The sequence below is a fragment of the Phycisphaeraceae bacterium genome, from assembly GCA_019636795.1.
GTDB lineage: Bacteria > Planctomycetota > Phycisphaerae > Phycisphaerales > UBA1924 > JAHBWW01.
On sequence record JAHBWW010000003.1, the window covers coordinates 63345 to 77040 of the forward strand.

A 13696-nucleotide genomic window follows, 5' to 3' on the forward strand; every position below is an offset into this window, starting at 1 on the left:
GGACGTCAGTTTCGAGGCTGAATGTCGACGGGGGCAATATCGGGAAAACTGCCTTCATTCATGTTTGGATCGGCCCAGACACCGACCCAATGCTGTGGCTCAACCTCGAGAAGTGCGGGCGCATTCAAGCCCTCGGGCGGGGTATGCCAGGGCCACCAGGGAAGGAATGAACGTCCCTGGTATTCAATCTGCCCGAAGCTTTCTTTATCAGCAATGGTCTGGGCAATGGTTTCGAGGCGGTCGCGCTGCTCGCCGAGACGAGGGATGCAGGCGAGCAGCCCGCGTGTGTACGGGTGCATGGGTTTATCGAAGAGCACGCGAACGGGTGCGTATTCGACCACCCGACCGGCATACATGACACAGACAACATCGGCACGTTCTGCGACAACGCCGAGATCGTGCGTGATAAGCATGATCGCCAAGTCTCGGGATTGCTTGAGGGCACCAAGCAGATCGAGGATTTGTGCCTGAATGGTGACATCGAGCGCGGTGGTCGGTTCGTCGGCCAGCAATACGCGTGGCTCGCAGGCCAGAGCCATGGCGATCATGACGCGTTGTCGCATTCCGCCGCTGAACTCGTGCGGGTAAGCCCGAAGTCGTGCCTTTGGATTGGTGATGCCGACATCGGTCAGTGCCTGCGCCGCGACCTCGATCGCCTGCTTGCGATTGACGTTCTGATGCAGCGTGATCGCTTCGATGATCTGGTCGCCGATGGTGAAGACTGGATTGAGGCTTGTCATCGGCTCTTGAAAGATCATGGCGATTTCGCGGCCTCGCACCTCGCGGATTGCTCGATCATCGAGTGCGAGGAGATCGATATGCTGGCCGTTCTGACGCTCGAAGAGAATTCGTCCGCGATCGAATCGCCCCGGCGGGGTAGGAATGAGGCGAAGCGTGCTCAAGGCTGTGACGGATTTGCCGCACCCCGATTCACCGACGACCGCAAGGGTCTGCCGCGGGTAGAGGGTCAGTTTGACACCATTGACTGCGGAGACGCGATCGGCTGTGCCATTGGAAAATGACAGAGCGAGGTCTTCGACACGAAGTATCGGGCGGGCAGCGGTCGCGTTCATCGCTTGGCCCTCCGCGGGTCGAAGGCCTCGCGCAGTCCTTCGCCGACGAAGTTGAGCGCGAGCAGCGTCGCGCCGAGCATGAGGCACGGGAAGAACAGCAACCACCAGTGGCTGCGATGGCGATTGAGCTCTGAAAGCCCATCGGCAGCGAGGTTTCCCCAACTTGGGAGCGGAGGCTTGACCCCGATGCCAAGAAAACTCAGGAAACTTTCCTGCAAAATAGCCTGCGGCACGGTGAGGGTGGTGTACACAATGATCGGCCCGAGCAGATTCGGGAGCAGGTGGCGCAGAAAAATCCAATGGACCGGCGCGCCGATAGCGCGTGCAGCTTCGACGAAAGGCTGGGCTTTGAGGCTCAGCACCTGCCCGCGCACGACGCGCGCCATGGTCAGCCAACTGACGCCTCCGATTGCAAGGAGGAGTGCGAGCACATCGATCCGAGTGCGCTGCCGATTGCTGAGTTCGCCTGTGCCGAATCGGGCCAGCGCGTCGGCTTCGAACTGTGCCACGCGATCGGGCGAGGCTTGGGGCTCGATAGCAATCTGTCGTTCGATATAGTTGATGCGATCGGCAGTTCGATTCGAGATGGCTGCCCGCTGAAAGCGATCGATCATGCCATCGGCCGCGACGGCAATGAGGACGACGAGCAGAATATAAGGCAGGCCATAGAGCACATCGACGATGCGCATCATCATGGCATCAAGTCGGCCACCGGCGTACCCGGCAGTGGCGCCGTAAAGCGTGCCGATGAGCACGGAAATGAATGCCGCCGCGAGCCCGATACCGAGCGAGATCGTGCCTCCTGCGAGGAGTCGAACGCCGAGGCTGCGCCCGAGTGCATCGGAACCGACAACGAATCGTGGCCAGGCATCGCCGAGTCGTTCAATGATCGCCGCGTTCACGTCGGGATCTGTGGATGCCAGAACGGCATTCGGGGTGAGGCCGAACTGGCGTGCGACGTGCTCGAGTGCGGGCTCGAGGTGTTCGGGCGGAGCGGTTTCGATCAGTCGGTCGATGGTGTCGGCGTGAGCGGGCCACCACGATGGTTGGACGCGGGCCTGCTGCGGGTTGCCAGCTTCATAGCGAGCGGTATTGAGGACGGTGCCGTCGGGGGTGCGTGCCCAGCCAAAGGTCCAGGGTGCCGAGATGAAACTCAGCAGCATGATGAGCGTAAGAAACCCGATACCGATCATGCCCGCGACGCTGCGGGTCAACGGATTTTCGCGTGCGACGACGGGCGCATTGAGCGTGGGAGTTTGGGTGGCAGACTCGGACATCGCACACACGATAGCGACCCGCGAGGCCCGAGCGGGCATCTGTGCAAGGATCGGTGGTGTTTTCCCAAGAGATGAGCGTGCATATGTGCACACGAAGTGGGGCAACCTGACAATCAGGCAATGTGTACGATAATCGGGCCCATGTGGCCGGAGGTAGTGCCATGTTCGACATGCTCATGAGCGGTTATACGCCGATCTTCAGTCTTCCCGCATTGGTGGGGACGCTGGTCTTTGGTATCCGCGCGCTGTCGATGCTGATGGGCGGGGACGGCGAACTGGATGCCTCCGCCAACGATGCCGGCGAAGTGGACGTTGCTGGCGACGGGTCGGACTTTGCGTTCGAAGTCGTTTCGATTCAGTCGATTGCGGCGTTCATGATGGGCGCGGGCTGGGGAGGCCTCGGCGCGCTCAAGGGCAGCGGACTGTCGCTGCCGATGAGCGTGGCCATCGCGGTGGTCTGCGGGATTGGGATGGTCTGGCTGTTGTACTGGCTCCTGCGCGGCATCCATGAACTACGCACAAACGGCAACATTTCGATGAGCGACGCAGTTGGGCGGCAGGCGCAGGTGTATGTGACGGTGCCGCCAGCCGGTCAAGGTCGCGGGCAGATTCAGGTGGTTGTCAAGGATCGTCTGCGGACGATGCCAGCGGTGAGCAATGGGCCCGAGATGCCCCGAAACGTACGAGTCCGCGTGATCAGTGCCAATGCAGACAACACCGTTGTCGTCGAGCGAGATGGTGCACACTATTCTGAGGGGGAACGATGAATTTCATGAGCATGACCGCATCGAGCAGCGTTGGACTTGCGCAGGCAACCCAGATCAATACGAGTTTACTCTGGTGGCTGGGCGTGCCGTTTGCGGTGTTTCTGCTGTTGATGTTCGGCGTTCTGGTCGTCAAGACGCTGTACAAGCGGTGCCCATCGAATCGCATTCTGGTGATTTATGGTCGCGTGGGTGGAGGCCGGGCTGCCAAGTGCCGTCACGGTGGTGGCGAGCTCATCATTCCGCTGGTGCAGTCGTATGCGTATCTGAGCCTTGAGCCGCTTGTGATCGACATTCCGCTCGAAGGCGCGTTGTCGCTGAACAACATCCGCGTGAATGTTCCTTCGACGTTTACGGTGGGCATCTCGACCGATCCGGTACTGATGAACAACGCAGCCGAGCGTTTGTTGATGCTTTCGCAGCAGGAAATCCGTAATCAGGCTCAGGACATCATTCTGGGGCAGTTGCGTCTGGTGATTGCGACCCTTTCGATCGAGGAGATCAACAAGGATCGCGAAAAGTTCATGAACCTCATCAACGAGAATGTCGCGGGCGAGATCAACAAGATCGGGCTTGAACTGATCAACGTCAACATCCGCGACATCACGGACGAGAGCGGGTATATCCAGGCGATCGGGCAGCGTGCTGCGGCCGAGGCGATTAATCGCGCAAAGGTTGAAGTGTCGCAGCAGGAACGCGAAGGCGCGGTCGGCGAAGCGATGGCGGTGCGCGAGCGAAATGTGCGTGTTGCACAGGAAAAGGCACTGGCAGACACCGGGCAGAAGAAGGCTGAGCAGGATCGACGCATTGCGGTGGCGAAACTTGAAGCCGAGGCTATTCGTGGCGAATCCGAAGCCCAGCGCGACCAGGAGATCGCGGTCGCCGAACGCACGGCCGAAACGGTTGCAGCCGCCAAGCGCGCCGAACAGGAACAGCGTGTGCAGGTGGCGATGGCCGAAGCAACTGCGGTTGACGGCGAAAATACATCATCGGCCAAGGTTGCGGACTCGAATGCGAAACTGGCCGAGATCCGGGCCGAAGCGCAACGCCGCGCCGATGTCGCGACGGCAATCGCCAGGCAGAAGATCTATGACGCCGAGCGTACGCAGGAACTCTCACGTCTGGCCAAGGAAAGGGTCGCGCCCGAGGAGATCGCCAAGCAGTTGGTTGAGATCAAGGCCGAGGCCGAAGCCGAACGTCAGCGGCGCGAGGCTCGGGGTGAAGCGGACGCGATTCTTGCTCGCTATGAAGCCGAGGCACGCGGCATTCAACAGGTTCTCGAAGCCAAAGCTGAGGGATACCGCAAACTCGTCGAAGCCTGTAGCGAGAATCCGCAAGTGGCACCGACACTCCTGATGATCGAGCAGTTGCCGCAACTGATTGCTGAACAGGTCAAGGCGATTGCGAACCTCAAGATCGACAAGATCACCGTGTGGGATAGTGGTCGAAGTGGATCACAAGTCGAAGGCAAGCCCGGGACGCGCGGTGCGACGGCCGATTTTCTGAGCGGACTGATCGGATCTCTCCCCGCCGTGCACGAACTTGCCGAACAGGCTGGAATCGAACTGCCCGGGGCACTGGGCAAGGTCCGCTCAACCCACAATGGCCGGGGATCAGATGAGTAATTCAGGCGCTGGGTGCGAGTGATTCGAGATAGTGGGTCAGGCCACCAAGAAACATCTCGACTGCGATCGCGACGAGCAGCATGCCCATGAGCCGCTCGAGTGCAACGAGACCTCGCTTGCCGATGCGGGCTGCCACGCGATCGCCTACGAGCAGGATCAGACCAGCCCCCAACCACGCGAGGATCACCGCGCCGACCCACGAAGGCCACGCGCCGGGATCGCCACTGCCGATCAGCAGCACCGTCGCCAAAGCCGAAGGCCCTGCAATCATCGGTGTCGCGAGCGGCACGATGAAAGGCTCGCCCGTTGATTCTGCGTCGAAACTGATCTTGATCGAAGGAAACACCATCGGCAACGCAATCAGGAACAGGATGATCGCGCCCGCAACTGAGAGCGCCGATTCGGAGATATGCAACAGCCCGAGCAGATGGCGGCCGAGAAACAAGAACACAAGCAGGATTGCGAGAGCAATCAGCAGTTCGCGGACAATCACTCGTCCGCGGCGCTCCGGAGGCACATTCTTGAGTAGGCCCAGGAACACCGGAATCAGTCCGAACGGGTCGATGATCAGAAAGAGCAATATGGCGTTCGAAAGCATGGCATAAACTCCGGGCTTGACTGTACCCGAGCAACAGGCATGCACGCAACCGCAGCCTGAAACGGTCTAGACTCTGAGCATGCAGTTCAACACACTTCATATCGGTGATCTTGCTCCGCGATTCGCCCTCCCTTCGACCGACGGGAGAACAGTCTCGCTCGATTCATTCAGTGGCCCGTTTGTCGTGTTTTTCACATGCAACCACTGTCCGTATGTCGTCAACTCCGACGAATCGACAAGGGCGATCGCTGAGAAGTTCGCACAGGTTCCGTTTATCGCGATCAATAGCAACAGTGCTAGCACATATCGCGAGGATGACTTCGATCACATGGTCGATCGCATGGCTGAGCATCGCTTTCCATGGATCTACCTGCACGACGTCACGCAGGACATCGCCCGGGCCTATGGCGCGTTGCGCACGCCCCACTTTTTCGTCTTCGACCGCGCGAGGCGGCTGGTGTACAAGGGTCGGGCAATCGACACGCCACGAGACCCATCCAAATCCACAACGCACGAACTCGAGGATGCGCTGGCCGACCTCGTCGCGGGGGTACCCGTTCGCCAGCCCATCACATTACCTGTCGGGTGCAATGTCAAATGGGACGGCAAGGATGCACACTGGATGCCCCCCGAGGCGTGCGACGTGAGTTGACGCGAAAAATGCACCAACCTTGTTGATTTTCTGCACCGCTCCGGCGATTTTAAGGTACACTCGACGGCACCCGGAGGCGCTCATGGCGGTCGACTTTGATGTACTCGTAGAAAACGCGCGTTCTGCGCAATCGAAGATCGGGGAGCAGACGCTCTGGAAGGCCGCGTTCGCTCTCGAACAGTGGTATTTCCTCGGCGTTGGCGAAGGGGACGACCTCCAGCCCTTGTGCGCGGTTGCTGAGGGACACGTTCACTTGCTCGCATTCACCGATGAAGACCGGGCACAGGCGATGGCCGATCAGCGTCCTGACAACAAGCCCGCGAGCGTCGTTCACATGGATGTTCAGGACGCTGTCGACTACTGCCAGGCTCTGGATCAGGGCGAGGAAGTCGCGGGTGTCTTTTTTAACAATGGCGATTATGGCTTCGGGTTGTCGTTGGCGAGCATCGTCGAACGGTATCGTCGCCACGCAAAGGACCCGTAAACGCCACTGAGTGATCAACGAGTCCCGGATGCAGTCTGTTCCACCCTATTCGGCCATCTGTCGCTCTCGATTCTCAGGCTTCGCATTGATGAATCGGGCCCAGAACAGACGAGAAAAGTGTTTCAAGGAGAACCGCATGCTGCTGACTCATTTCCGTCCCATTCGCTCCAGCAAGCCGGACTTGCGTGTGCTTGTGCTGCTCGCAGCTGCGTGTTTTCTTGGCTCGCCATCGATCGGCGCGGCCGCCGCACGCGAAGACAAGACCGAAAAGAAAGATGCGTTGACACTCGAACGCATATTTCCCGAACGATCGTTCTTCGGCCCCGGCGCAAGCAGCATGACTTTCAGCCATGACGGACGCTTCGCTGCATTTCTGTATCGGCCGTATCACGAGCGTCGGCACGGCAGCGACCTGTATATTCACGATACGAGCACCGGGCAGACTCGGCGGGTCACAACGGCGAGTCGAATGGCAGAGTTCGAAGCATCGACACGTCTGGTGGTCGAAGACCGTGAGAAAAAGGCCAAGGCTGCGAATGTGTCGCTGGCTCAACTCGCACGCGAGCAGGCATCGCAACTCGAGTGGATTGACGATCGGCCGCTCGGCACATGGGAAGGTACAGCGGTCAGCGATGGCGGGCCTATCACGACTGGGAAAACTTCGGTGGTGATCTCCCGCGACAGGAAGGGCGATCTCGTCGGCGAGCTGAGCGTTGGTCTTGTGAGTCTCACGATCAAGGCGTTGACCTACGACGATGCTGCTTCCGCATTCAAAGGTGCGATCGACGACGCGGCACGCAGTGCCAAGGGCGAGTTCGCGTTGTCAATCAAGGACGAAGGAGCCTCAGCCCTGCTTGTGCTGACTGAGCCTGCGCAGACGTTGACGTTCCAGTTGACGCGGGCTGCTGCTGAAACGCCGAAGAAGAGGCCTCCGCCAGCGGGTGTGATCGGTGCCATTGGTGAACGTCTGACACTCGGTGATGTCGTACTCGATGATGATGCGACGGTCAATGATGAAGTTGACGGCCGACCGCCACGGACGCGGGCGCCGCGCTATTCCGGCATCTCGTCCATCGAATGGTCACCCAAGTCGCACGAGATGTTGCTGATCTCTGATGGCGAGATTTACCGTCTTGTGTTCGATCTGAATCAGTGGGATGCACCCATCAAGCCTGTCGCAGCACAGGCTGCGCAGCCCGACGCCGAAGAACCAGAGTCCCAGAATGACGACGCTACGAATGAGTCTGAGGCAGACTCCACCCCCACCGCCGACGCTCGACCTATAGAGGACAACGAGGCAGTCGCAACACCAACCGACTCAGCGACGAGAATAAATGAGCCGAAGTTCGATAAGCCCGTCATCCCGTATCGCGGCGAACTGTCTCGCCTGACGCGCACCCGCGAGCGAGAAGCAGATGTACAGTACCTGCCCGATGGGTCAGGATACACATACATGCGCTCGGGCTCGCTGCTGCGCGTTTCATTCAACGATCACACAATCATGCAGCTCGACCCGGAACTCAAGGACGGCGAGCGCATGGTTGGCTATCGCATCAGCCCCGATCAGAAGCGGCTTGTCTTTCTGGCCAATCGCGGCGACAGTTACTGGTCCGGCGGCCGACAGGTCACGATTGTCAACTATCGCGATCGCTTCGCGCGCGCGCAAACGGTCACACGCCACATGCCCGATGACCCGTGGCCCGAGGCGTACTCGAGCATCTATCTCTATGACCTCGCGGGACACGATAAAGAACGTGGCACGCTCGAACGCGTCTTTACACGCAGGCTGAGCGGGCCTCGCGATATCATGCGTATCCCCGACTGGTCGCCCGACTCATCACGCATTGCCTTTGCTGCGTTCGATCAGCAGAGCGGGCACGTCAAGATTCTTGAAGCCGGCTTCGTGGACGCCAACGCCAAGAGCGTGCCTCCCACAACGGTCGATACGCCTCCCGCGAGTGCCGAAAGCGACAAGCCAGCGACAGAACCCGAAGAGCCGATCTTCAAGATCGAGAACGCGCGCGTGGTCTATCAGTTTCTGCATCATGGCGGCCCCAATACGCCCGGCATGGTCGCGCCGATGTATCTGCCCGACAGCCGGCGCATGGTGTTCATCACGGAACTTTCCGGTTTTCGCCATCTGCACTTGCTCGACCCTCGCTATGAAGCCCTCTCGCAGATCACAGAGGGACAGTTTGAGGTCTACCCGTTCCATCTGGCTCGCGATCATTCAACACTCTTCGTCACTGCAACCAAGGACGACCCCAATCAGGAGCAGGCGTACGCGATCGACCTCGAATCGCGGCAGATGCGCACACTGACAGATCGTCCCGGAGTTTTCGGCAGCGTTGCGGTGCGCGATGACGGCAACTATCTGCTCGCTCGGTATGTCGATTTCGGAGGCCCCAGCGAACTCGTTGCTATGCGCCCCGGCACCCCCGAGAGTCTGACTGTGCTCACTGATTCTCATCCTGAGGAGGGGCACAAACTGACCACAGCCTCGCCCGAATACTTCACCTACGAAAACCGCCATGGCCAGACGATCCACGGGCACATGTTCAAACCAGCCGACTGGACCCCGCAGGATAAGCGGCCACTGCTGATCTACGTCTATGGCGGACCGCTCGGTGAGCGCAAGATGGCCACCCGCGGCGATTACGCTGCCCCCTCATACTTCTTCGCGCGATACATGGCCGAGGTGCATGGCTGGGTTGCTGCAACGATCGATCCTCGCGGCGCGTCCGGCTACGGCGCCGTCTTCGAGAAGGCCAACTTCGAGCAGGTCGGCAAGCCTCAAACCGAAGACCTTGTCGATGGCGCACGTTGGTTCGTCAAGAATCACGGGGTAGATGACAAGAAACTCGCCATGCATGGCTGGTCTTTCGGCGGCTTCCAGACCCAGATGACGATGTACACCGAGCCGGACGTGTTCGCAGTGGGCATGGCGGGTGCCGGCCCCACCGAATGGCACAACTACAACTCCTGGTACTCTACTGGAACGATCGGCGCGAACAACCCGGGCAGGACTGACCTCGAGAAGTTCTCGCTTCTCCCGCTGGCCAAGAACCTCAAGGGAAAACTGCTTCTTGTCCACGGCGTGGAAGACTCCAACGTGCTCTACCAGGACACTGTGAGAGTCTACCGCGAACTGCTCAAAGCCGGGAAGGAAGTCAATGTCGAACTCTTCCTCGATCCCACCGGCGGTCACGGGCTCGGTGGTGACGTCAAGACGATCGGGCGGTACCGCAAGTATGAAGACTTCCTGATTCGTCACCTTGGCAAGGGCACAGCACACATTGCGACGCAGACCGAAGAACAACCAGCGACCGAAGAGGCCCAAGAAGAGCAGCCGACTGAGTGATGCTCAGCGCGCGACCTCAATCGCCCGCGTCTCACGCAGCACGGTCACGCGAATCTCCCCAGGGAAGGTCATTTCTTCGCTGACACGCTTGGCGATATTGTGCGCGATCAGGTAGGCCTCATCGTCGTTGACGCGATCAGCATCGACCATGACGCGCACCTCGCGACCGGCCTGAATCGCGTAGGCCTCCTGCACGCCAGGCTGATCCATCGCGATGTCCTGAAGCTCCTGGAGCCTCTGGACATATCGGTCCATCGACTCACGCCTTGCACCAGGGCGTGCGCTGCTCACCGCATCGGCTGCCATCACGATCGGGGTGTAGAACGTCGTTGAAGGAATATCGGCATGGTGCCCGCCGATGGCGTTGAGCACGGCTTCGTCCTTCTCTCCGAACTGCCTCGCGAAGTCCATGCCGATCTTCGGGTGCCCGCCTTCCATCTCGTGGTCCATGGCCTTGCCGATGTCGTGCAGGAACCCACATCGCCGCGCCAGCGTCCCATCCAGCCCCAGCATGTCGGCGATGATCTGCGAGAGATACGCGACCTCAACCGAATGGCGCAGGACATTTTGCCCATAACTCGTGCGATAGTGCAGCCGGCCCATGGCCTCGACGATCTTCGGGTGCAGACCCCTCACATTGACTTCAAGTGCAGCTTCCTTGCCGGCCTTGGCAATCTTTTCGTTGATTTCTGATCGCACTTTCTCGACAACTTCTTCGATGCGTGTCGGATGCATGCGACCGTCGGCGATGAGCCTTTCCAGCGATTCCACAGCGACTGCCTGACGCACTTTGTCAAAACAGGACACGACGATGACGCCGGGGGTGTCATCGACGATGATGTCAACACCCGTCACCTTCTCGATCGCGCGAATGTTGCGACCCTCGCGGCCGATGATGCGGCCCTTCATGTCGTCGGACGGAATCGCGACCGTGCGGACTGTGGATTCCGAGGTGTGCTCGGTCGAATACCGCTGAATGGCCATCAGCGTAATCTCGCGGGCGCGTTCCTTGGCTTTTTCCTCTGCTTCTTCCGTGATCTTGCGCACAACCTTGGCCACGTCATGCCTGGAGTCGGCTTCGACACGTTCGAGCAGGATATCCCTTGCCTGCTCTTCCGTGAGTTTGCTGATCTGGCGCAGCATGGAGTTCTGCTCCTCGATCAGGCCTTCTGCCTGCTTTTCCAGTGCGTTGATCTTCGCTTCCCGTTCGGCAAGCTGCTCCCCAAGTCGGGTGAGTTGCTGGTCCTTGCGCGTCAGCGCTTCTTCCTTGCGATCAAAAACGTCTTCTCGCTTGACGAGGCGACGTTCGTTCTCTTTGAGTTCGGCTCTGGCCTCTGCGATTTCCGAATCCAGGGCTTGCTTGCGCTCGATCGCCTTCCGTTCCGCTTCGAGACGAATACGCTCGGCTTCGCTCTCGGCGTCCCGCTTGGCTGCGGCCACGATCGTGCCGGATTCGGCCTTGGCGCCCGCCAGTGTGCGGTTGATGATGAACCGGGCACCGAACACTCCGACCACGATGCCCAGCGCGATTCCGACCAACCCGAACACGAGGTCAAAGGCTGTGATTTCTGCCCATGTCGCCAATCTCATATGCGACACCCTTCCGCAGGCCGGCGCCTTCCCGCGCTTGCCTGCTCAAGGCCGAACCGGATCTGGACGCTTCGCTGCGTCCGTCAATCCCGCCGCAATGTCGCTGGATCAGATCACTATACCGAGGTCCCCGCCGATGACCGTTGGGCGCGGTTCTGACTTGGAGTGCCCGGTTCCGGGTAGTCCAATGCCCGAAACAGGCATAAATCCAAACATGACTCGAAGAAACCCACTAGCGTCATCCATGCACCCGAGGCTTTTGTCCCGGTGAGGTGAATCTGATTGCGACATCGGCGACTGAGTCCTGCCGATGTTTGTACTATCCCGGATCAGGCCACGCCGCCTGACCCGCTTGCGTTCAGATAGTATAACCAAGTTCTGATCTGGCACCAAGTCTCATGAGGCGTCGAGTACAATCCCGCCGTAACCTGTCTGGAAGACTCGCTGCGTGTTTTTGACACCATTCCTCGCAGGGATGAACCCGGTCTGACCGAAACAGGTAGTGCTGAGACGCATTTCACCCTTTGGGATCCCAAGCATGAGTACACGTATTTTCCGTTTGCTGATTGTCGGACTGATCATCCTGACCACCCCTTATTTGGGTGGGTGTGGTAAACGTTACGCCAAGCAGTCGCTTCGACCGGATGGGTTGTCCACACGATACTCCGATCATCTGCCGATTCGAGGCGAAGTGGTCGATGGGTCGAAGCCCGTGGCCATCGACATCGAAAACCTGAACGGTTCGGTCACCGTCAAGGTGGATGACAAGTACGACAAGGCGTTTGTCTATGCCCGTGCGCAATGGCGGGGGAAGTACTCCAAGGCCGAGTGGGAATCACTCCGAAACGAGGAATGTGTGGTGGCAGAGCACGTCATCGAGGACGGCAACTCGATCCTGCGTGTGCTGAGTCAGGCTTCGCCCGAAACGGACCCGCCGGCGTGGGTGCAGATCACGGTGCTGATGCCATCGTGTGATGGGGTGTTCATTCGCAATGCGGGCGGGCCGGTGCTGGTCGTCGGATCGGGCGGGGCGCACACGATCGAGAGCGGATTTGATCGTGGGAGTGGCGGTCACGTCGAAGTGCGAACGGGACGCAAGATCGTCGATCCCATCAGTCTGCGCACTTCGGATGGAAACGTGGACCTGATTCTCGCGCCCAACTCGGGTGGGACGGTTGATCTTCAGACCGATCGAGGCCGCGCTATTTTCGGTTCGGCGTTCGGGCGTACGACATCGGTGCGTGCCGAATCCAAGCGATGGAGCGGGGTGTGGAACGCGCAATCGAACCCGATCTCGTTGCAAACTCTGAGAGGCACGGCTGTGCTGCGTGTGACGAAAAACCCGGAGATGCACTCGACGGGGCAGAGGCTGCGGTGACCGAGGGTTGGAGCGTGACAGTCAGGTGCTGGCGGTTTCTTCTTCCGTAAGGTCGTTGGCGTCTTCGGGATCTTCTGCGTGCTCGGATGGGCCGAAGATCGCGGTACCGACGCGGACGATGTTGGCACCTTCCTCGATGGCAACTTCGAAGTCGTTTGACATTCCCATCGAGAGTAGATTGAAGCGTCCGTCACCGATGCCGGCTTTGCGAATTTCCTCGAAGAGATCGGCACAACGCGAGAAGACTGGGCGTGCGTGCTGCGGATCATCGTAGTGCGGAGCCATAGTCATGAGGCCCCGGACGCGAACATTGAGCATGGTGGAGAGTTGTTCTGCCAAGGGCATGGCTGCGGGAACGGGGCATCCGAATTTTGAGACCTCACCAGAACAGTTGACCTGAATGAGAACGTCGATCGGGACTTCGCGTCGATCGGCAACACTCTGGAGTTCTTCGGCGAGTCGCAGGCTGTCGATGGATTGAATGAGACGAGTGTGTTCGAGTGCCTTGCGGACTTTGTTGCGTTGAAGGTGTCCGATGAGGTGCCAGCGTGCGGGGCCGTGGAGTGTGCCATCGCCTGCGGGTTTGCCGGAGACGAGGATCTTGCCAGCCTGAGAGCCACCGCTCGATTCGCGTGTGCGTTCGAGAACGCGGAGGCGTTCGAACCATTCGCGGACGATTGATGCTCGCTGTGCAAGTTGCTGGACGCGGTTTTCTCCAAAGTCGCGGTGTCCCAGTTCGAGGAGAGTGCGAATCTGTTCAGGGTTGGCGTTCTTGGTGACGGCCACGAGAAAGATATCTTCAGGCTTGCGGCCTGTGCGAGCTGCAGCGACCGCGATGCGTCGCTTGACTTCCTCGAAACGTTGCTGGAGCGTTGGGTTCTGGTCCATGATGCC

The 13696-nt window shown here is 59.6% G+C and carries 11 protein-coding genes; 6 read left to right on the forward strand and 5 right to left on the reverse strand.

Going from position 1 to position 13696, the window contains the following annotated elements:
• Positions 1-5: 5 nt before the first annotated feature.
• The gene (locus KF757_06460; protein MBX3322615.1) at positions 6-1073 is read right to left on the reverse strand and encodes an ABC transporter ATP-binding protein; all 1068 of its coding nucleotides are present in this window, start codon (positions 1071-1073) and stop codon (positions 6-8) included.
• The gene (locus tag KF757_06465) at positions 1070-2350 is read right to left on the reverse strand and encodes an ABC transporter permease (protein MBX3322616.1); all 1281 of its coding nucleotides are present in this window, start codon (positions 2348-2350) and stop codon (positions 1070-1072) included. The genes KF757_06460 and KF757_06465 overlap by 4 nt, the downstream gene beginning before the upstream one ends.
• Before the next feature lie 161 nt (positions 2351-2511).
• On the opposite strand from KF757_06465, the gene KF757_06470 reads away from it, so the two are divergent.
• Both KF757_06470 and KF757_06475 read left to right on the forward strand, forming a co-directional pair.
• Positions 2512-3117 carry an NfeD family protein gene (locus KF757_06470; protein MBX3322617.1) on the forward strand — a complete coding sequence of 202 codons (606 nt, stop codon included), beginning with the start codon at positions 2512-2514 and terminating at the stop codon, positions 3115-3117.
• 5 nt (positions 3118-3122) lie between these two features.
• Positions 3123-4739: a hypothetical protein gene (locus KF757_06475; protein ID MBX3322618.1), complete on the forward strand. Its 1617-nt coding sequence runs from the start codon at positions 3123-3125 to the stop codon at positions 4737-4739.
• A 1-nt stretch (position 4740) separates the two neighbouring features.
• On the opposite strand, the gene KF757_06480 is transcribed toward KF757_06475, so the two are convergent.
• Positions 4741-5337, reverse strand: a complete 597-nt coding sequence (locus KF757_06480) for a MarC family protein (protein MBX3322619.1) — start codon at positions 5335-5337, stop codon at positions 4741-4743.
• A gap of 79 nt (positions 5338-5416) precedes the next feature.
• Here KF757_06480 and KF757_06485 point away from each other — a divergent pair, with 79 nt between their 5' ends.
• The 3 genes from KF757_06485 to KF757_06495 all read left to right on the forward strand — a co-directional run bounded on the left by KF757_06485 (position 5417) and on the right by KF757_06495 (position 9834).
• Positions 5417-5989, forward strand: coding sequence for a thioredoxin family protein (locus KF757_06485; GenBank protein MBX3322620.1), 573 nt, complete (start codon positions 5417-5419; stop codon positions 5987-5989).
• 82 nt (positions 5990-6071) lie between these two features.
• On the forward strand, positions 6072-6473 hold the full coding sequence (locus KF757_06490) for a hypothetical protein (GenBank protein MBX3322621.1): 402 nt from the start codon (positions 6072-6074) through the stop codon (positions 6471-6473).
• 136 nt (positions 6474-6609) lie between these two features.
• On the forward strand, positions 6610-9834 hold the full coding sequence (locus tag KF757_06495) for a prolyl oligopeptidase family serine peptidase (GenBank protein MBX3322622.1): 3225 nt from the start codon (positions 6610-6612) through the stop codon (positions 9832-9834).
• Positions 9835-9837: 3 nt separating this feature from the next.
• Here the strand turns inward: KF757_06495 and rny are convergent, their stop codons facing one another.
• A complete protein-coding gene (gene rny, locus KF757_06500) occupies positions 9838-11424 on the reverse strand; it encodes a ribonuclease Y (GenBank protein MBX3322623.1) in 1587 nt (528 codons plus the stop codon).
• A 538-nt stretch (positions 11425-11962) separates the two neighbouring features.
• On the opposite strand from rny, the gene KF757_06505 reads away from it, so the two are divergent.
• On the forward strand, positions 11963-12802 hold the full coding sequence (locus KF757_06505) for a hypothetical protein (GenBank protein ID MBX3322624.1): 840 nt from the start codon (positions 11963-11965) through the stop codon (positions 12800-12802).
• 21 nt (positions 12803-12823) lie between these two features.
• Here the strand turns inward: KF757_06505 and KF757_06510 are convergent, their stop codons facing one another.
• Positions 12824-13690, reverse strand: a complete 867-nt coding sequence (locus tag KF757_06510) for a YggS family pyridoxal phosphate-dependent enzyme (GenBank protein MBX3322625.1) — start codon at positions 13688-13690, stop codon at positions 12824-12826.
• Positions 13691-13696: the final 6 nt, after the last annotated feature.